Annotated in this window: 18 protein-coding genes; 7 read left to right on the top strand and 11 right to left on the bottom strand. The window is 72.4% G+C overall.

The window, feature by feature from the left end; translation table 11 throughout:
• Nucleotides 1-9: 9 nt before the first annotated feature.
• The 3 genes from AB0K36_RS12925 to AB0K36_RS12915 form a co-directional block, all read right to left on the bottom strand.
• Nucleotides 10-390 (bottom strand): DUF485 domain-containing protein, encoded by a 381-nt coding sequence (locus AB0K36_RS12925; RefSeq protein ID WP_189465420.1) that lies wholly within the window; start codon nt 388-390, stop codon nt 10-12.
• Between the two features lie 126 nt (nt 391-516).
• Nucleotides 517-786, bottom strand: coding sequence for a hypothetical protein (locus tag AB0K36_RS12920; protein WP_364592386.1), 270 nt, complete (start codon nt 784-786; stop codon nt 517-519).
• A 129-nt stretch (nt 787-915) separates the two neighbouring features.
• Complete coding sequence (locus tag AB0K36_RS12915) at nt 916-1,743, bottom strand: LytR/AlgR family response regulator transcription factor (protein WP_364592383.1); 828 nt, start codon at nt 1,741-1,743, stop codon at nt 916-918.
• Between the two features lie 229 nt (nt 1,744-1,972).
• On the opposite strand from AB0K36_RS12915, the gene AB0K36_RS12910 reads away from it, so the two are divergent.
• Nucleotides 1,973-2,641 (top strand): zf-HC2 domain-containing protein, encoded by a 669-nt coding sequence (locus AB0K36_RS12910; RefSeq protein WP_364592380.1) that lies wholly within the window; start codon nt 1,973-1,975, stop codon nt 2,639-2,641.
• A gap of 47 nt (nt 2,642-2,688) precedes the next feature.
• Here AB0K36_RS12910 and AB0K36_RS12905 read toward each other — a convergent pair whose 3' ends face one another.
• Genes AB0K36_RS12905 through AB0K36_RS12895 form a run of 3 tightly spaced genes read right to left on the bottom strand, consistent with a single transcriptional unit; the run spans nt 2,689 to nt 5,484 of the window.
• Nucleotides 2,689-3,549, bottom strand: coding sequence for an Fpg/Nei family DNA glycosylase (locus tag AB0K36_RS12905; RefSeq protein ID WP_364592377.1), 861 nt, complete (start codon nt 3,547-3,549; stop codon nt 2,689-2,691).
• A 46-nt stretch (nt 3,550-3,595) separates the two neighbouring features.
• Entirely contained in the window at nt 3,596-4,474 is an 879-nt protein-coding gene (locus tag AB0K36_RS12900) for an amidohydrolase family protein (RefSeq protein ID WP_364592374.1), read from the bottom strand.
• Nucleotides 4,471-5,484: an aldo/keto reductase gene (locus AB0K36_RS12895; protein ID WP_364592371.1), complete on the bottom strand. Its 1,014-nt coding sequence runs from the start codon at nt 5,482-5,484 to the stop codon at nt 4,471-4,473. Before AB0K36_RS12895 ends, AB0K36_RS12900 begins: the two co-directional genes overlap by 4 nt.
• A 271-nt stretch (nt 5,485-5,755) precedes the next feature.
• On the opposite strand from AB0K36_RS12895, the gene AB0K36_RS12890 reads away from it, so the two are divergent.
• Complete coding sequence (locus tag AB0K36_RS12890; RefSeq protein WP_364592368.1) at nt 5,756-6,376, top strand: DNA polymerase ligase N-terminal domain-containing protein; 621 nt, start codon at nt 5,756-5,758, stop codon at nt 6,374-6,376.
• A 51-nt stretch (nt 6,377-6,427) separates the two neighbouring features.
• Nucleotides 6,428-7,690: a cation:proton antiporter gene (locus tag AB0K36_RS12885; RefSeq protein ID WP_364592364.1), complete on the top strand. Its 1,263-nt coding sequence runs from the start codon at nt 6,428-6,430 to the stop codon at nt 7,688-7,690.
• Nucleotides 7,691-7,717: 27 nt separating this feature from the next.
• Here AB0K36_RS12885 and AB0K36_RS12880 read toward each other — a convergent pair whose 3' ends face one another.
• Together AB0K36_RS12880 and AB0K36_RS12875 are read right to left on the bottom strand one after the other, a co-directional pair.
• Complete coding sequence (locus AB0K36_RS12880; protein WP_364592361.1) at nt 7,718-9,790, bottom strand: SpoIIE family protein phosphatase; 2,073 nt, start codon at nt 9,788-9,790, stop codon at nt 7,718-7,720.
• A 52-nt stretch (nt 9,791-9,842) separates the two neighbouring features.
• Nucleotides 9,843-10,988 (bottom strand): DUF6777 domain-containing protein, encoded by a 1,146-nt coding sequence (locus tag AB0K36_RS12875; RefSeq protein ID WP_364592358.1) that lies wholly within the window; start codon nt 10,986-10,988, stop codon nt 9,843-9,845.
• Nucleotides 10,989-11,131: 143 nt separating this feature from the next.
• Between AB0K36_RS12875 and AB0K36_RS12870 the strand changes: the two genes are divergently transcribed.
• The 3 genes from AB0K36_RS12870 to AB0K36_RS12860 are packed head-to-tail and all read left to right on the top strand — an operon-like array spanning nt 11,132 to nt 13,901.
• Nucleotides 11,132-11,959, top strand: coding sequence for a YndJ family protein (locus AB0K36_RS12870; RefSeq protein ID WP_364592355.1), 828 nt, complete (start codon nt 11,132-11,134; stop codon nt 11,957-11,959).
• Nucleotides 11,956-12,483: a DUF1990 domain-containing protein gene (locus AB0K36_RS12865; protein ID WP_364592354.1), complete on the top strand. Its 528-nt coding sequence runs from the start codon at nt 11,956-11,958 to the stop codon at nt 12,481-12,483. The genes AB0K36_RS12870 and AB0K36_RS12865 overlap by 4 nt, the downstream gene beginning before the upstream one ends.
• 11 nt (nt 12,484-12,494) lie before the next feature.
• Nucleotides 12,495-13,901: a lipase maturation factor family protein gene (locus tag AB0K36_RS12860; RefSeq protein ID WP_364592351.1), complete on the top strand. Its 1,407-nt coding sequence runs from the start codon at nt 12,495-12,497 to the stop codon at nt 13,899-13,901.
• Nucleotides 13,902-13,982: 81 nt separating this feature from the next.
• Here AB0K36_RS12860 and AB0K36_RS12855 read toward each other — a convergent pair whose 3' ends face one another.
• On the bottom strand, nt 13,983-14,153 hold the full coding sequence (locus AB0K36_RS12855; RefSeq protein WP_005308489.1) for a hypothetical protein: 171 nt from the start codon (nt 14,151-14,153) through the stop codon (nt 13,983-13,985).
• A gap of 320 nt (nt 14,154-14,473) precedes the next feature.
• Nucleotides 14,474-15,940 (bottom strand): SDR family NAD(P)-dependent oxidoreductase, encoded by a 1,467-nt coding sequence (locus tag AB0K36_RS12850; RefSeq protein WP_364592347.1) that lies wholly within the window; start codon nt 15,938-15,940, stop codon nt 14,474-14,476.
• 749 nt (nt 15,941-16,689) lie between these two features.
• Between AB0K36_RS12850 and AB0K36_RS12845 the strand changes: the two genes are divergently transcribed.
• Nucleotides 16,690-17,649, top strand: a complete 960-nt coding sequence (locus AB0K36_RS12845; protein ID WP_364592344.1) for a DMT family transporter — start codon at nt 16,690-16,692, stop codon at nt 17,647-17,649.
• Here the strand turns inward: AB0K36_RS12845 and AB0K36_RS12840 are convergent.
• Entirely contained in the window at nt 17,530-18,780 is a 1,251-nt protein-coding gene (locus AB0K36_RS12840) for a peptidoglycan DD-metalloendopeptidase family protein (protein WP_364592341.1), read from the bottom strand. The two genes, AB0K36_RS12845 and AB0K36_RS12840, sit on opposite strands and share 120 nt — an antisense overlap.
• Nucleotides 18,781-19,064: the final 284 nt, after the last annotated feature.

Below are 19,064 nucleotides of genomic sequence, written 5' to 3'. Positions count from 1 at the left end.
CGGGCACCGTCAGCGGCCTTCGACGAGCCTGGTGAAGTCGCGTTCGTTGCGCTCGGCCCGGCGCACGTACCAGCGGGCGATCAGCCACATGACGGGGTAGACCGCCACGCCGAGCGCGATCCACGCGAAGGGCTCCGGCGACCCGGGGGAACCGCCGAGGGCCGCGGGCAGCGCGAACAGCAGCGGCAGTGTGCCGACGAGCAGCGCGAGCGTACCGAGCGCGTAGAGGGCGGCCCGCAGCTGGCTTCGCATGAGCGACCGTACGTAGGTGGTGCCGAGGGTGGTCTGCTCGCTGATCTCCGAGCGGGCCGGGGCGTGGCCGGGCGGGCGGCGGGTGCCGCGCGGCACACCGGTGACCACCTCACGGCGTGGCGTTTGGTCTGCAGACATCGGCGTCCGCTCCAGCGTCTCTCGGCGAACTCGGGGAGATGGTGGAGTCTACGCAGGGACGATTACCGACGGTAGAGAGGAACGGCGCCGTCCCTGGGGCAGGCCTCCCGGCGGTACCGCGCCCCGTCAACAACCGGGGTTCCGGGCGCAGTCGCTCAGGGCGATCTCCAGCTCCACGTAGGACTCCTCGGCCCTGCGGAACGCGACCTCGAGGGCCGCTTCTCCGCGCGGGCCGGCGATTCCCCGCGCCGACTCCCGGATCTCGTAGAGCACGTCCGCCCAGCGGCCGGCGGCACTCCTGACGGTGGCGAGCAGCGCTTCGAGGTCCCCGGCGTCGGCGGGGCGGCTCGACGGGAGCCTGCGGAGCTCGTCCAGCAGTGCTTCGATGTCGCGCATCAGGCCCCTTCTTCCGGCCCGGCCAAGGTTAGGCGCGGGCCGCTTCCGCGGGGGCCGGTCACGGTGCCGCGTCGCCGTGCGGCCCGGTCGGGGCGACGAACGGTCGGCGATGATCGCCGAACGGTCGCCTCAGCCCCGCGCGTGCCGCAGCAGCAGGTCACGGAGCTGACGGGCGTGCCGGCGGCTGACCGCCAGTTCGGCGTCCCCGACCCGGACGGTCGTCGTGCCGGCGTCCAGCCTCAGTTCGTCGATGCGTCCCAGGGCCACCAGGTGGCTGCGATGTATGCGGACGAACCCGCGGGAGGCCCAGCGCTCCTCCAGGGCGGACAGCGGGATACGGACCAGATGGCTGCCCGCGGCGGTGTGGAGCCGGGCGTAGTCGCCCTGGGCCTCGACGTACGTGATCTCGTCCACCGGCACGAAGCGGGTCACTCCGCCGAGTTCCACCGGGATCTGCTCCGCTCCCCCTCCGTTCGGCACCACCGGTGCGGCCGGTGCGGCAGCGCCCGGCGGGAGGTGAGCAGGGGCGGCGGGCCGCGCGTCCGGCCGCTGGGGTTCCCGCAGGGGGACGACCAGGTCGCGGACCCGGCGCACGGCTTCGGCGAGCCGTTCCCTGCGGACCGGCTTGAGGACGTAGTCGACGGCCTTGAGGTCGAACGCCTGGACCGCGAACCCCTCGTGGGCCGTGACGAACACGATCAGCGGCGGCCTGGCGAAACCGGCGAGCAGCCTGGCGACGTCGAGCCCGGTCAGCCCCGCCATGTGGATGTCCAGGAAGACGACGTCGATGGCGTCCTCGCCGTCCGGTCCCGCTTCCAGGGCCCGGCCGATGCGGCGCAGCGCCTCCGTGGCGTCGGTGGCGCCTTCGGCGCTGCGGATCCGTGAGTCGGCACGCAGGAGGTAGAGCAGCTCTTCGAGTGCCGGTTTCTCGTCGTCGACAGCCAGTACGCGCAGCATGCAGCGGAGTCTAGGCGTGGTCCGCGCGGCGCGGCCACGCCCCTGAAGGGCGGCCGCCACGCCCCCGGAAGGGCGGCCGCCACGCCCCCGGAAGGGTAGCCGGCACGGCTACGGAAGGACGGCCCGCTTTGCGATCGCGCTCGTCTCGCCGACGGGTTGAGCGCATCGCCTTCCCGCTGCGTATTCCAGGGTGACCGCCCGTAACACCTTGAGGAAACGAGGACCGCCCATGAGCCGGCAGCAGCCGCACCTGGATGTGGCCGCCTACGCGCTCGGCATCCTGGAACCGGCCGACGCGTTCCGGTTCGAGGAGCACCTTGCCGGTTGTGTCACGTGCGCCGTGGGGCTGTCCGACTTCACCGCCCTGGCCGGCGCGCTGTCCGAGCTCGCCGGTCCCGGCCGGATCGACGCCCGCCCCGGTCCGAAGCTGCTCGAGCGGCTCCTCGGCGCGGTGGTGGTGCAGCGTCGGCGGAGCCGCCGGCGACGGCTGGCGCTGGTGGCCGTGGCCGCGTCGCTGATCGTCGCGCTGCCCACCGCGGTGATGACGGTCCGGGGAACCGGGGAGTCCGCGCCGCCGCGGGTCGTCGCCTCGGATCCGGCGACGGGCGTCACGGCCTCCGTGGCGCTGGAGGACCGCGGCTGGGGCACGGCGGTCGCGATGCGGCTCACCGGGCTCGCGGGGCCGCGCACCTGCCGGCTCGTTGCGATCGGCAAGGACGGGGTGGAGCACCCCGTCCTGAGCTGGTGGGTGCCGGAGGGCGGGTACGGCGTACGCGAAGGGCCCGGCCGGGAGGGGCCGCTGGACCTCGAGGCGAGCACCGGCCTGCACACGGCGGAGATCGGCCGCTGGGAGGTCCGGGCGGAGAGCGGGGAGCGGCTGCTGTCGATCGGCGGCTGAAGCGCTGCCGGCCGGGCCTCACCCGGTGAGCGGGAGAACGGCCGGCGTCACTTGAGCAGCCGGGAGAGCCGGCGGTCCGCGAGCGGGCGGCCACCGGTCTGGCAGGTGGGGCAGTACTGCAACGACGAGTCGCTGAAGGCCACTTCACGGACGGTGTCGCCACACACGGGGCACGGTCGGCCGGTGCGGCCGTGGACGCGCATGCCACTCTTCTTCTCCGACTTGAGCCGGCCCGCCGCCAGTCCCCGTGAACGTTCCACGGCCTCGGCGAGGGTGGTCCGCAGCGCCTCGTACAGGGTGTCCGTCTCTTCGCCGCTGAGGTTCTGCACGGGTTTGAAGGGCGACATCCTGGCGGCGTGCAGGATCTCGTCGCTGTACGCGTTGCCGATGCCCGCGATCAGACTCTGGTCGCGCAACGCGCCCTTGATCTGGCGCCGCTCCCCCTCGAGCACCCTGGCGAAGGCGGCACGGTCGAAGTCGTCGGAGAGCGGGTCGGGTCCGAGCCGCGCCACACCGGGCACCTCCGCCGGATCCCGGACGACGTGCACGGCGAGCCGCTTGGTGGTCCCTGCCTCCGTCAGGTCGAAGCCGCCGCCCCCGGCCAGCACCGTCCGCAGCGCCAGCGGTCCTTTGCCGGGTCGGGGCGGCTGCGCGGGGAGCTCGTCCTTCCACTGGAGCCAGCCCGCGCGGGCGAGATGGGCGACGAGGTGGAGGTCGCCTGTGGTGATGTCGAGCCACTTGCCGCGCCGTTGAACGGCGGCGACTTCCGTTCCTTCGACGGCGGAGAGCGGCGGGTCGTAGGTCTTGAGCACGCTGATGGCCACCGGCAGCACACGTTCGATCCTCCGGCCCACGAGTCGGGCGTCGAGGAACTCCCGTAGCGCTTCGACCTCGGGCAGTTCGGGCATACCCCCACCCTGCCGCAGCGGGCGGCGCCCCGCGCGCCGGATCGGCTCACGCGGTGGCCTCCCTGGGGGGTGGGCCTTGGAGGCCGTAGACGCGGGTCGCCGTGCCTTCGAAGACGGCGCGCCGCTCCTCCTCGCCGAGGTGCCCGGTCAGCGCGCGGGCGGCGTCGAGGACCTCGGCGTAGCCGGCGGCGAGGTTGCACACCGGCCAGTCGGAACCGAACATCAGCCGGTCCGGTCCGAAGGCGTCCAGCACCGTGTCCGCCCAGGGGCGCAGTACGGCGACGGTCCAGGAGGACCAGTCGGCCTCGGTGACCAGACCGGAGAGCTTGCAGACGGTGTTGGGGTGCGCCGCCAGGGCGCGTACCGCCCGTGCCCAGGGCTGGAGTTCGGCCGGGGCCGAGGCGACGGGCGGCTTGCCGAGGTGGTCGAGGACGAAGGTCAGTCCGGGCACGCCGGCCGCCGCCACGGCCGCCGCGGGCAGCTGGTGCGGCAGCACCACGAGGTCGTAGGCGAGTCCGGCCTCCGCGACGGCGGCGAGGCCGCGCAGGACGTCGGGGCGCAGCAGCCAGCGGGGGTCCGGTTCGCTCTGGACCTGGTGGCGGACGCCGACGAGCCGGTGGCCGCCGGGGAGTTCGCGGAGGGCGCAGAGGGTGTCGGCGACGCCGGGGGCGGTGAGGTCGGTCCATCCGACGACCCCGGCGACGAGGTTGTCGGCGGCGGCGAGCGTAAGGAGCTCGGGGGTCTCCTCCACCGTGCACACCGTCTGGACGAGCACGGTGGCGCGCACCCCCGCGGCACGGGCCAGGGGCGTCAGGTCGTCGATGCCGAACGAGCGCCGGATCGGGGCCATCGCCCGGCCGCTGATCCACTCCTGGTCCCGTACGGAGACGTCCCACACGTGGTGGTGCGCGTCGACGACGTTCACCGCTGCGCCGCTCCGGCGCCGCCGGGCGCCCTCGGCGCGCGACGGGGCGTGTCCGGCAGCAGTCCCTCCGCGCGCAGTTCGTCGAAGAGCACGGCCGGTACGGGTGTGGCGAGCTGTTCGGCGGTGTCGCGTACCTCGGCGGCGGACCGGGCGCCGGTGAGGACGCCCGCCACGGCCGGATGGCCGAGGGAGTAGTGGAGGGCGGCGGCACGAAGGGGTACGCCGTGGCGTTCTGCGGCCTCCTTGAGGCGCAGGGCGCGCGCCACGAGGTGCGGCGGTGCGGTGGTGTAGTCGTAGCGGGCGCCGGGGCGGGGATCGGCGAGGAGCCCGGAGTTGTACACGCCGCCGACGACGACGCTCTTGCCGCGGGCCGCCGCCTCCGGCAGCAGGTCGGTGAGGGCGCTCTGGTCGAGGAGTGTGTAGCGGCCGGCGCACAGGACGGCGTCGACGTCGGTGTCGCGCAGGAAGCGGGCCAGCATCGCCGCCTGGTTCATGCCCGCGCCGATCGCGCCGACGACGCCTTCCGCCCGCAGTCTTTCCAGCGCCGGGTAGGCGTGCCGGAAGGCGGCCTCCGCGTGGTCGTCGGGGTCGTGGAGGTGGACGACGTCGACGCGGTCGAGGCCGAGGCGTCGGAGGCTGTCCTCGAGTCCGCGGAGGACGCCGTCGGCGCTGAAGTCCCATACCCGGCGGTGGTCGGCGGGTACGGCGAAGCCGTGGGCCAGGTCGTCGCCCGCCACGGGGCACGGCTCGAGCAGCCGGCCGACCTTCGTGGAGAGCGTGTACGAGCCGCGCGGCCGGGCACGGAGCGCCTCGCCGAGTCGTCGTTCCGCCAGTCCGAGCCCGTAGTGGGGTGCGGTGTCGAAGGCGCGGATGCCCACGTCCCAGGCGGCGTCGACCGTGGCGACGGCGTCCTCGGGGCCGACGGGTGTGTAGAGATTGCCGATGCCGGACGCCCCGAAGGACAGTTCGGTGATCTCGACCGCGCTGTGTCCGAGCGTGCTGCGTCGCATCCGGCTGCTGTCCCCTCGCCAGTGGATCCGGACGTCCGTCGATTCATATTCATCGGATCACTGATGGCCGTCAACACCATCACTCAAGGGGAATCGAGCCTTCCCCTCCTCACCTGTCCGATCTATCGCAGCGGCCCGCGCGCCCGCAGCGTCAGCGTGAAGAGGACGCCGCCGACCACCCTCCCGGACGGAAGGGTGGCGAGGCCGGTGCTTGAGCGCCCCGCGGCCGGGTACCCGCGATCCGCACCCGGGCCGCAGCGAAGGAGTTCCCATGCCTGCCCGCGACGCTCTGGCGGAGTACCGCCGCAAGCGCGATTTCCACCGCACCAGCGAGCCCTCGGGAAGGGGCGGCCCCCACGACCGCGAGGCGCTCTCGTTCGTGGTCCAGATCCACGACGCGAGCACGATGCACTTCGACTTCCGCCTCGAGGTGGACGGCGTCCTCAAGAGCTGGGCCGTCCCGAAGGGCCCGTCCGCCGACCCCGGCGCGAAGCGCCTCGCCATGCCGACCGAGGACCATCCGCTGGAGTACGCGGACTACGAAGGCGTCATCGCGCCCGGCGAGTACGGCGCCGGTGCCGTCATCATCTGGGACGAGGGCACCTACCGCAGCCTCGCCACCGACCGGCGCGGCAACGAGATCCCCTTCGCCGACGCCCTGGCGGCCGGCCACGCCTCGTTCTGGCTCGACGGCAGGAAACTGCACGGCGGCTACGCGCTGACCCGCACACGCGACGGCCGGGACGGCGGACGCGAGACGTGGCTCCTGGTGAAGAAGCACGACCGGCACGCCTCCCCGCACCACGCGCCGGAGCCCCGCCGGGCCCGGTCCGCCCGCACGGGCCGGACCCTCAAGAGGGTGACGGCGGACGCGTCGTCCAGCGGTTCCTGAGTCGGCGCGCGCTCCGCACCTTCGCCGGAGCCCTGGGGGAGGATGGTGCGGATGATGTTCTCGGACGCCGTCTACGCGGCCTTGGGGGTCGGCGCACTGGCGGCAGCCGTCGTGCCGCGGATCGTGTTCAAGCGCCCGTTGTCGATGCCCATGGTGTTCCTGGCGGCGGGCGCGCTCGTCGCCGCGCTCCCGCTCCCTGTGCCGGTCGTGGACCCGGTGAGGGACCGGCTGTGGGTGGAACACGTCACCGAGGTCTGCGTGATCGTGTCCCTGATGGGCGCGGGCCTGGCCATCAACCGCCCGTTCGGGCTGCGCGCATGGGCAGGTCCCTGGCGTCTGCTGGGGATCACCATGCCGCTCACCGTCGCGTGCACCGCGCTGGCGGCCTGCCTGCTGCTGGAGTGGCCGTTCGCCCTCGCCCTGCTGCTGGCGGCGGTGCTCTCGCCCACCGATCCGGTGCTGGCGGCGGAGGTCCGGGTCGGGGAGCCCACCGACGCCGAGCAGGACGAGGACGAGGTGCGCTTCACCCTCACCAGCGAGGCCGGTCTCAACGACGGGCTGGCTTTCCCTTTCGTCCTGGCGGCGCTGGCCGCCGCCTCCGCTGCGGCTTCCGGCCGGCCCTTCGAATGGATCGGCGGCTGGCTGCTGACCGATCTGCTCGGAAAGAGCGCCATCGGCGTGCTGACGGGCCTTGCTGCCGGACAGCTCCTCGGCCGGATGTTCTTCCGCGCCAAGCTCTCCGCCCTGCGGCTGTCCGAGCACATGGAGGGCTTCGTCGCCCTGGGTGCCACCTTCGTGTCGTACGGCGTGGCCGAACTGCTGCACGGCTACGGCTTCCTCGCGGTCTTCGTCACCGCCTGCGCCATCCGGTCCGCCGAGCGCAGCCACGGTTATCACAAGGTCCTGCACGAGTTCACCGAGCAGGTCGAGCGCCTGTTGACCGCCTTCCTCCTCTTCCTCCTCGGCGGCTATCTGGTCACCGGCGGGCTCGGCGCGCTCGACTGGCCGGGCGCGCTCCTCGGTGTACTGCTCATCCTCGTGATCCGCCCGGTCACTGGCTGGGTCGGCCAGCTGGGCTTCCGTACGGGCACCCGCGAGCGGCTCGTCACCTCCGCGTTCGGCATCCGCGGTATCGGCTCGCTGTTCTATCTCGCGTACGCCTTGGGGCAGGGCCGTTTCGCCGGGCACGCCGAGGAGCTGTGGTCCGTCGTCGCCTTCGCCGTCCTTGCGTCCGTCATGATCCATGGAGTCGCGGCCACCCCGGTGATCAGCCGTCTGGACCGGCTCCGCGGCCGAGCCGGCCCACCGCCGTGACCGGACGGTCCCGCCCCGAGCGCCTCGTCAGGGCGCGAGCCGGTCCGGCATGCGGAACTCGCACCACACGCACTTTCCGCTGCCGCGTGACTCGACGCCCCAGCTGTCGGAGAGCCGGTCCACCAGCATCAGGCCCCGCCCGGAGACGCCCGCGACGCCGGCCTCACGCCGGCGCGGCAGCGCGCTGGAGCGGTCCTCGACCTCGACCCGGAGCCGCCGTTCGGCGCCGGCCAGGACCCGGGTGGTGACGATCGCCCCGCCGTCGGTGTGCATGAGCGCGTTCGTGATCATCTCGTCGGCGGCCAGCTCGATCTCGTCCGCCCGCTCGCCGGCACCCCACGCGCGTACGGCGGCCCTGACCATGTGGCGTGCCGAGCGCAGCGCCTCCGGGTCGCCCTGGGCGACGTGCTGCTGGAGGCGGCCGCCCGCCTGGGCGGTGTAGGCGCCCTTGCGGCGCAGCAGCAGGAGCGCCACGTCGTCGTCGCCCCCGCGTTCGTCCACCACCTCGCAGAGCCGGTCCGCCAGCAGCTGGAGGTCGCGCGGGCCGCCGTGAACCAGCTCGGCGAGCAGTTGCATCCCGTCGTCGAGGTCGGCGCCGGGCTGTTCGACCAGGCCGTCCGTGTACATCACCAGCGTCTGCCCGGGGTCGAGCTCGACGGTGCTGACCGGGTACTCGAGCCGGCCGAACTCGGCGGAGAGCCCCAGCGGCAGCCCTCCCTGGAGCGCCAGCCTCCGGCAGCTGCCGTTGAGTTCCCTGATCAGCGGGTCGACGTGCCCGGCCCTGACGACCTGCACGACCCCGGTGGAGAGGTCGACCTCGGCGTAGGTGCAGGTGGCGAAGCGGTCGGTGTCCAGTTCGTGCAGGAAGACGGAGGCCCGGGCCATCACGGTGGCCGGTGTGTGGCCTTCTGCGGCGTAGGCACGCAGGACGATGCGGAGCTGTCCCATCACGGCGGCCGCGTGTGTGTCGTGGCCCTGTACGTCGCCGATGACGGCCCCGACACGGCCGCCGGGCAGCGCGATGATGTCGTACCAGTCGCCGCCGATGTCCCGCCCGAACCGCGCGGAACGGTAGCGCACCGCGATCTGCGCGCCCGGCACTTCGGGGATCCGGCGCGGCAGCATGGCCTGCTGGAGCCCCTCCGCGAGGTCGTGCTCCTGCTCGTAGAGCATGGCCCGCTGGAGGCTCTGGGCGATGCTGCTGCCGAGCGCCACCAGGAGATTGCGCTCATCGGCGCTGAAGCTGGTCTTGTCGCTGTAGAGAAGCCCCAGCGCTCCGATGGGGCGGGCCTGGGCGATCAGGGGCAGGTACGCCGCGGCGGTGATGCCGAGTCCGCGGATGTGCGGCCACAGGACCGGGTACGACCGGGCGAAGTCGGCCGCGGACTCGATGAAACGCGGGGTGAGCGTACGCACGACTTCGCTCATCGGGTACTGCTCGTCGACCCGTGTGTAGCGGGTGCCGGGCACGAAGGAGCCTTCCGGACCCTCGGCCACGAGATGGATACGGCCCGACTCGAGCAGTCCCATGACGAGGCTGGTGGCGCCGAGGTGCTCGAGCCCGTGGGTGTTCTTGAGCAGTTCGATGACGTCCTGCACGGTCCTGGCGTGCGCCAGGGCGGCCGTGGTGCTCTCGACGACGCTGGTCTGTTTGCGGCGCTCGAGGTCGACCTCGACATGGGCGGTGGAGTCGGCGAGCTCCTGGGTGGCGTCCCGGACGATGCCGATGATGCGCACGGGGCGGCCGGTCTCGTCCCGCCGTACGCAGCCCTGGGTGTGGGTCCACCGCAGGGTGCCGTCACGGCGCCGGATACGGAAGTAGGCGCCGTAGTTGTCGTTCCCGCTCTTGAGTGCCTGGGCCACCATCGTGTCCAGCCGGACGGCCTCGTCGGCCGGTACCCGCATGCCCAGGCTCTCCGGACGGCCGTCGTACTCCTCGGGACGCAGGTCGAACACCTCGAGGCCGGGCCCGTCCATGTGCATGAGCCCGCTTGAAAGGTCCCAGTCGAAGGTGCCCATGCGGTTGAGGTGCAGGCTCACGTCCGCGTGCGCCGGCCAGTCGTCGGGGAGCGACAGGGCACCCGCTGCCCGATCAACCATGGAGCCACTCTGTCACGATTTGTCGTCTTCCACGAGCTGTCGGACGGACCGCTCAGCGCGGCAGCTCGTCCGCCTCCGGAAGGGTTTCCCGGCCCGGGCCGGCGGGAGCGACCGGCTCCGCGCCGACCGGATCCTGCTCCGGCCCGGCCTCCGACCCCGCGGTAGGACCAGGGTCGGCCGGTTCGGGCTCCACGAGGTCGGGCACCCCTTGGTCCGGGTCCGCGGGCAGGTCCGGCTGCGGGGCGGCCGGGACCTCGGGCTCCACCGGCGGTTCGAGCGCCGGGGGCTCGACGGGCGCCGGCTCCACGGGCGGCCGCGGAGGGGCGGTCGAGGGCCGGGGCTCGGGAGTGGCGCCCTCCGCACCCGCCGGATCCGCCGCCCCGTCCGGGTCCGTGCGGGTGGGGTCGGCGAAGACCTCGTCGGGGTCGACGGGCGGGAGCACGGCGGGCCTGGCGTCGTCCTCGCCCTCCGTGCCGCTGGGGCGCTCGATCCAGCCGTTGTCGATGGCGCTGACGAGCAGGAGGTTGTTGACGGCCTGCGTGGCCGGTTTGATGACGATCACCCGGTCCGTCCGGTATCCGGTCCAGGGCTCGCCCTTGTTGACCAGCGCGGTCCTGATCGCCACCGGCTGCTTCAGCGGTGCTCCGGAGGCACAGCGCACCCGCGGGGCCCCGAACTCGTCGACCAGTACGGCGGTACCGGCCTGGAGCACCGACTGCCGGGCGACGGCGGACCCGTCACGGAAGCCGTGGCCGGTGACCCGGACGTCGGCGCGGAGCACGACCGGGGTGAGGCCGCGCAGGAACGCGGCGACTCCGGACCGCTCGACGCCCACCGCTTCGGCGAAGGCCTTCGCCTTGCGCTTGTCCGCCGCCAGCAGCCCGGCCTGGCGTCCGATGTCGCAGGCGGCCTCCTCCTGGGTGCCCGCGTAGAGGCCCGGTGTCGCGCCGGACACCGTACGGAGGGTCACCCCGCCCCCGGACGGGCTCTTCGGCGCACTGGCGACGGCCGGCAGCGCCGCCGGCGCTCCGGCCGTGACGGTCGACGCGGTGAAGGGATCCGGTCCCGGCGCGGCGCGCGACTGGAGGAGGATCTCCCCCGGCTCGGCCGCCCTGCTGTCACCACCGCAGCCGGCGGCCAGCGGCCCCAGGCACAGCACGGCGACCGTCGCGTACAGACCACGCATCGGTGAGCGCACCAAGATCTCCCGCCTCCCGCAGCTCGAGATGTCCCTCCATTTCTGACGGATCATCACCGAAGCCGCGACTTGAACGCGTTCAGTTCAGCGCATAAGGTCGGCGTCAGAAGGTTTGAACACGTTCAACCGATGGGGGGTGCGGCATGTTCGTACTGGTCAACCTGATCGTCATGCTGGGCATGCTGGTCGTCGTGCCCGCCGGGCTGCGTCTTGTGGACCCCGTACGGCTCGCGCCCGTTCGGCGGATGTGGCCGCTGTTCGCCGTGCCGGGCGCGGTCGCGCTGTGGCTGCCGCGGGGCGCCGTCGCCACCACGCTCGCCGTCGTCTACGCGCTGGGCACACTGCTGCTCGCCGCCCAGGCGCCGCGGCGGCTGGTGCGCACCCGTTCCTTGGCGCCCGCCGAGGTCGCGGTGCTCACCGCGCTGGCCGCACCGTCCGTCGCGGGCCTCGCGCTGGTCGCCGAGCGGGCCGGGTACGAGTTGTTCGGCTTCACGTTGCCGATCCTGGCGCTGACGGTGCCGCACTTCCACTTCGCCGGATTCACCGCCGCGCTCGTGGCGGGCCTGGTGTGCGGCGCGGCTGCCGGAGGGCTCGCCCGCTTCGCCGCCCTGAGCGTGCCGCTCGGCACGCTGACCGTCCTCGCGGGGTACTTCGTCGACGACTGGGCCGAACTGGCGGGCGCGCTGGTGCTGACCGCGGGCATGTGGGCCGTGGCGCTGCTGACCTGGCGCGACGTCCGGGGTGCGGAACGGGACCCGTACACCCGGGCGCTGCTGGCCGTCTCGGCGGCGGTGCTGGTGGCGACGATGCTGCTGGCGCTGAGCTGGGCGGTAGGACAGGCCGCCGACATCCCGCACCCCGGCCTGACATGGATGGCCGCCACCCACGGGCTGGGCAACGCCCTCGGCTTCGCACTCTGCTCGGTACTGGCCTGGCGGAGGATCAAGGACATGAAGGAGAGTGCCGCATGAACGGCGCGGACAGGGCCACCGGACGGCTCACCTACCGGAACGTCGGTGCCACGCGGCACGGGCCGCTCCCGGCCGGCTACAACCACCTGCACCACACCACCCGGATCGGTCAGGGCCGGGCCGTCTTCGAGGCGGCGGGCACCGCCGTGACGACCTGGCGCATGCACCGCGGGTCGGGCGCCAGGCTGCGGGCCTCGGTCCATCGCGCCGAACCCGGTGCCCGCGTCGAGGTGTCCGTCGGCGTCGGCCCGCTCCGCATCAGCGCGCCGTGCGAGGTGATCTGGACGGTGTACGAGAAGGACCGCACCGGCTTCGCCTACGGCACCCTCACCGGGCACCCGGAGACCGGAGAGGAGTCGTTCGTCGTGGACCTGCACGACGACGGGTCCGTCTGGTTCACCGTCCTGGCGTTCAGCAGGCCCGCCGCCTGGTACAGCCGGCTCGGCGGTCCGGTCGTCCCCGTGCTCCAGCACTGGTACGCCCGGCGGCTCGGCCACACGCTGCGGCGGATCGCCGCGGCCTGATACTGGAGGTGATGGAATGGTTCGGCGACGACGCTTACTGGCTGAGCAGGCTGGTCTTCCAGCGGGCTCTTGCCGCCGTGTATCTCGTCGCCTTCCTCACCGCCGCGCTGCAGTTCCGGGCGCTGATCGGCGAGCGGGGCATGCTGCCGGTGCCGGACTTCCTGCGCCGGGTGCCCGCCAAGGAGTCGCCGAGCCTCTTCAGGCTGCACTACTCCGACCGTTTCTTCGCACTCGTCGCCTGGACGGGCTGTCTGCTCTCCGCGGCCCTGGTCGCCGGAGCCGCCGACCGGTTGCCGCTCGTGGTCGCGATGGCCTGGTGGGCGGTGCTGTGGGTGCTGTACCTCTCCATCGTCAACGTGGGCCAGACCTGGTACGGATTCGGCTGGGAGACCCTGCTGCTGGAGGCCGGCTTCCTCGCGGTCTTCCTCGGCAACGAGCACAACCAGCCGCCGGTGCTGGTGTTGTGGCTGTTGCGCTGGCTGCTGTTCCGGGTGGAGTTCGGGGCGGGGCTCATCAAGATCCGCGGTGACCTGTGCTGGCGAAATCTGACCTGTCTGTACTTCCATCACGAGACCCAGCCCATGCCCGGCCCGCTCAGCTGGTACTTCCACCGTCTCCCCCGAGCCGCCCACAGGGTGGAGGCGGCGGCCAACCACGTCGTCCAACTCGGCGTCCCCGTCCTGCTCTTCGCCCCGCAGCCGGTGGCGAGCGTGGCCGCCGGGCTGATCGTGGTGACCCAGCTGTGGCTGGTCCTGTCGGGCAACTTCGCCTGGCTCAACTGGCTGACGATCGTCCTCGCCCTGTCCGCGCTGGACGGCTCGCTCGTCGCGGGAGACCGCTCACTTCCCGGAGCACCGCTCTGGTTCGAGATCGTGGTGATCGCCGTGACCGCGCTGCTGCTGGTCCTCAGCTACCGCCCGGCGCGCAACCTGCTCTCGAAACGGCAGGCGATGAACCGCTCGTACGACTCACTGCACCTGGTCAACACCTACGGCGCGTTCGGCACGGTGGGCCGGGTCCGGCTGGAACTGGTCGTCGAGGGCACCGATGAGGGGACCCTCAAGGAGGGCACCGTCTGGCGGGAGTACGAGTTCAAGGGCAAGCCGGGCGACGTGCACCGGCTGCCGCGCCAGTTCGCGCCCTATCACCTGCGGCTGGACTGGCTGATGTGGTTCGCCGCGCTCTCCCCCGTCTACGCGCGGTCGTGGTTCCTGCCCTTCGTGGAACGCCTGCTCGAAGGCGACCGGGACACGCTGCGGCTGCTGCACCGCAACCCCTTCCCCGACCGGCCGCCCGCCCATGTCCGGGCGCGGCTCTACCGCTACCGGTTCACCACCGGGCGGGAGCGCCGTGAGACCGGTGCGTGGTGGCACCGCACCTACGTCCGCGAATTCCTGGCACCCACACGGCTCTCATGAAGGACGACAGCGGCGGGGGCCTCATCCGTGTGCCCCCGGCCCTGGCGGGCGGGGGGCACACGGATCGAAGCGCGGGTCAGGTCAGTCGATACCCGGCAGGATGTGCGGTTCGGCGAGGTCGTCCTCGTATCCGGCGAGCCGGATCGGGGCCGAGCGCGCCCAGACCTCCAGATTGCGGATCTCCTCGGCCTTGGCGGCCCGTTCGACGCCGCGTTCCGGCGGTCGTTGGTCTTGCTTCACATCTTGTGTCACCGCGCACTCCTCTGTGTCGCGTAACTGGGACAGGGCAGTTCGGTCGCGGTGGCGCCGTCACTCGGGCGGGACCGCAGCCTGGTTGCAGACCTGTCCCAGGACGGCCGAAGGGGTTTCGTGGATCCCTTGGTGGCTGTCCATTGACCCCAGGTTAACCAAATGAGCACCACCGCGCTCGATGGGGCCTCTAATTCCGCTTGATTCCGGCCAATACCGTGTCCGAACCGCAACAAAAGGCCGGTGCACCCGTATCGGGTGCACCGGCCTCGAGTGCGGTGCGATCCGCGCCTGGAACGGTGGGGCGATGTGCGCCTGGGCGCCTACCAGTTCGCCGGGGCGTAGTCCTTGAGGAAGCAGCCGTAGAGGTCCTCGCCGCCCTCGCCGCGGACGATCGGGTCGTAGACGCGGGCAGCGCCGTCGATGAGGTCCAGCGGCGCGTGGAAGCCGGCGTCCGCCAGGCGCATCTTGTCGGGGTGCGGCCGCTCGTCGGTGATCCAGCCGGTGTCGACGGCCGTCATCAGGATGCCGTCCGCCTCGAACATCTCCTGGGCGCTGGTACGGGTCAGCATGTTCAGCGCGGCCTTGGCCATGTTCGTGTGCGGGTGGCCGGCCCCCTTGTAGCCGCGGCTGAAGACGCCTTCCATGGCGGACACGTTGACGACGTACTTCCGCTTGCCGGGCGCCGCGGCCATGGCCGGACGGAGCCGGCTGATCAGGATGAACGGCGCCGTCGAGTTGCAGAGCTGCACCTCGAGCAGCTCGACGGGGTCGACCTCGGAGACCGTCTGGATCCAGCTGTTCGTGTCGTGCAGGTCGGGCACGAGGCCGCCCGCGTCGATGGCCGTCCCTGCCGCGATGCGCTCGAGCGAGGCGGAGCCGCTGACCAGCGCGAGGTCCGTGACGTCCTGGGCCGTCAGCCCGTCCCCGGCGGACGACGGCAGCGCGGCCACCGACTCGACGGCGCCGCTGCCGAAGGTGCCGATGACCTCGGCCGGCGGCAGCTCGCCCGCGGGCAGCGGCGCGCTCTCGGCGGTGAGCAGCTCCCGGTACGCCTGCGGGGAGCGGCGGACGGTCTGGGCGGCGTTGTTGATCAGGATGTCCAGCGGGCCCTCCGCGGCGACGGAGTCGGCGAGGGCCACGACCTGCGCCGGGTCGCGCAGGTCGATACCGACGATCTTGAGACGGTGGATCCACTCGTCACTGTCCGGCATCGCTTTGAAGCGGCGGATCGCGTCGTTGGGGAAGCGGGTGGTGATGGTCGTGTGCGCACCGTCCCGCAGCAGCCGCAGGGCGATGTACATGCCGATCTTGGCGCGGCCACCGGTGAGCAGGGCCCGCTTGCCGGACAGGTCCGTCCGCGCGTCACGGCGGGCACGGTTCTCGGCCGCGCACGACTGGCACAGCTGGTGGTAGAACGCGTCGACCTCGACGTAGCGCGCCTTGCAGATGTAGCAGGAACGCGGACGGCGGAGTACCCCGGCGATCTCGCCCATGACGGACGACGACGGCAGCAGGCCCTGCGTCTCGTCGTCGATCCGGGCGGCGGAACCGGTCGCGGTCGCCTCCGTGACGGCCTTGTCGTGCGCCGTCTTGGCGGCCCGTCGCTCCTGGCGGCGGCGCTGCTTCACCGTCCGGTAGATCCCGGCGGTGGCGCGGCGCACCGCGATCGCGTCGGGATGGTCGACCTCGAGCTTGTCGAGCTCTTCGAGCACGCTCAGGCAGACGGCCAGCCGCTCCGGGTCGATGCCCGGCCCGTACGCCACCGGGCTGTCCTCTGTCACCGTCATCGCTGGTTGCCGTTCCTCGGTCACTCGAATGCCACGTTTCAAAAGCACGACTGTACTGAGAGTCGAGTGGTCGGCCAAATGACGGCCGTCACGTCGGCCGCCGCCGCCGCGGGACGGGAACCTCGGTCCACGGGCAAGAAGGCGGGACGGATGGCCGGATCTCGTCGGGTCGGCAGGTGATCGTCGAGTGCGTGAACCGGTCTGGACCTCTGATGCCCCATGGGCCGCCTCGTCCCGAGCGCCCACTGCCGCCACCGCCCCGGCGACGCGCGCCGCACGGTCGGGGCGGCGCTCCGCCCCCTCGCGCGGCACATCCGTTTTGCGACAGGTTTCACATTTCCCACACAGTTCGGCGGGGCGGGCCCCACTATGTGATCCGTCAGGTCCGACGTGGCGGTCGCCGTGTGCGCTCCGGCCACTTCCAGGGGGGACAGGGCATGCCGGATGGGGGTCCGGCATGCCCTGTCGGGGGCTTTCCGCCGGTCGACGGCCGCATGGCCACCAGGGGGCGCGACGAGCGCCGGGACCGAAGCCTTCTCTAACGTTGCAGAAGCATGCGGGTGACAGCCTCCGAACGGATACTGGAGGGTGAACCGTGTGCGCGCCGACCGGTCCGGCAGTCGTCCCGGGACAGCGCGCCCCCGCCGGAAGGGGGACCTCGGCACTACACCCGTACTACGTCGGTAGTACGCACAAGTGCCTGCTCAAGAACGACGACGTGAAGCCGGACACGGGACAGGGTGGTGACCATGAGCTCCCTCGCGCTGTCCGTGCTCCTGTCACTCGTCTCGGCGGTCGCCTACGCGGCCGGGGCGATCCTTCAGGAACACGTGGCGACCACGACGCCCTCCAGGCCGTACGCCCCACTGCACCAGAGGCGCTGGTGGGCCGCCGTCGTCCTCAACAGCGTGGGAGCCGTACTGCACGTGGTGGCCCTCGCGTACGGCCCGCTGAGCCTGGTCCAGCCGCTGGGAGCACTCACCATCGTCTTCGCCCTGCCGATGGCCGCGCTGTTCGTCCGGCGCAGAGCCGGCCGCACCGCGTGGCGCGGGGCCATCATGGCGACCGTCGGACTCGCCGGACTTCTCGCCCTCACGGGGGAGGCGGAATCCCGCTCGCTGGGCACCGCGGGCCGCGGCGTCCTCGCGGCGGCGACCCTCGGCACCGTGGCGCTGCTCTTCCTGATGGCGCAGGGCATGCACCGGCCGATCATGCGCAGCGTCCTGCTGGCCGGCGCCGCCGGCGTCGCCTTCGGCATCGCGTCCGTGTTCACCAAGTCGGTGGCCGTGGACTGGCAGTGGGACGCACCGCTCGGCCAGTGGCCGAGCCTCGCGGTCATCGCCGCGCTGGCGACGGGCGGCCTCCTCCTGTCGCAGGCGTCCTACCGGGGCGCCGGTCTCGCGGCGCCGCTGGCGACGGTCACCGTCGTCAATCCGGTGGTGGCGGCGGTCGTCGGCATCACCATGTTCGGCGAGGACTTCCGCTACGGCGTGGTCGGCACGGTGCTGGCGCTCGCCTGCGGTGTGGTGGCGGCCGGTGGCCTGATCCTGCTCACGCTCGAGCGCCTGGGCGGGGCTCCGGGCGTGGGATCAGACCGACACACCTCTCGCCCGGAGGTAGGCGAGCGGGTCGATGTCCGAGCCGTACCCGGGACCCGTACGGATCTCGAAGTGGAGATGCGGTCCCGTGCTGTTGCCGGTGGATCCTGAGCGGGCGATCCGCTGACCGGCACTCACCTGCTGGCCCGCACGCACGGTCAGCGCGGACAGGTGCGCGTACTGGCTGTAACGGCCGTCGCCGTGCCGGATGACGATCTCGTACCCGTACGCGCCGCCCCAGCCGGCAGAGACGACCTTTCCTGAGGCGACCGCCTTCACGGACGTGCCGGTGGGCACCGCGAAGTCGACGCCCGTGTGATAGCCGCTCGACCAGGACGAACCAGTCTTGCGGTAGGCGGTCGACGGCCCGGCGGCGACGGGCGCGGCGAACGAGGCTGCCTCGGTGCGGGGCTTCTGGGCGGGGGCGGGCTTGGAGGCCGGCTTGGGGGCGGGCTTCGGCTTCGGCGCGGGAGCGGGCACGGGCTTGGGCTTGGGCTTGGGTGCCGTCTTCGGCTTGGGCTTCGGCGCCGTCTCCGGCCGCACCTTCTCCGCCTGGCGGTCCGGCCCGGCGGTGGCGGGCCGATCCCCCTGTGGCGCGGCCTTGCCCCGCAGGGTGAGCCGCTGCCCGGGGAAGATCAGATCGGGGTCGTCACCGACCACCGTGCGGTTCTGCGCGTACAACTGCTGCCAGCCGCCCTTCACCCGCTCGGTGCGGGCGATGCGGGAGAGCGAGTCGCCCCGGGCGACCGTGTAGCCCTCGCGCTGCGTCGGAACGGTCGTGGGGGACGTTGCGGCCTTCGGCGCGATCCGCTTCGGCGGAGCGGCCTCCTGGGGCCGCGGCTGCGTGATCTCGGGGGCGTCCCCGCCACGGGTCAGCCCCGCCTTCACGGAGCAGGTCGGCCAGGCGCGCGGCCCCTGCGCCTCGAGCACCTTCTCCGCGACGGCGATCTGCTGGTCCTTGGTGGCGAGATCCGCGCGCGGGGCGTACTTGCGGCCGCCGTACGCCTCCCAGGTGGCCTGGCTGAACTGCAGACCGCCGTAGTAGCCGTTGCCGCTGTTGATCCGCCAGTTGTCGGTCGACTCGCAGGCCGCGACCTTCTCCCACACGTCGACGGAGGCGGCGTGCGACGATCCCGCGCCGACCAGGGGCAGCGCGATGCCGGCGCCGCCTGCCGTGACGGTCAGCGAAGCGCGGTTGATGCGGCTCGGCTGATATCTGCGGTGTCGACCGGTTCCGGCCATGACGGGCTCCCCCTGGACGCATTTCAGGTCATGTCGCAATCGGCCAACTTAGGCTGCGGGTACGGACAGTGACAAGGTCTCAGCGGAGAGCTGGCCGATACCGGACGGTGGCCGGGAGGCGTTTCCCCCACCCCGCCCCTTCCCGAAACCGGGGCTCCGCCCCGGACCCCGTGGGGTGCTGACGGCCGCCAGCCCCCTCCGGGGAGGGGAGAGAAGGGTTCTTTGGGGCTGACGCCCCCATCCACCCCCGCACAGCCCGTACGCTGCCGGCCCGCGTGCCGCTG

The sequence above is a fragment of the Streptomyces kurssanovii genome (genome assembly GCF_040677245.1).
Classification (GTDB): Bacteria; Actinomycetota; Actinomycetes; order Streptomycetales; family Streptomycetaceae; genus Streptomyces; species Streptomyces kurssanovii.
Note: the sequence above shows the minus strand (reverse complement) of the source record. Positions and strands in the feature narration are given on the sequence as shown.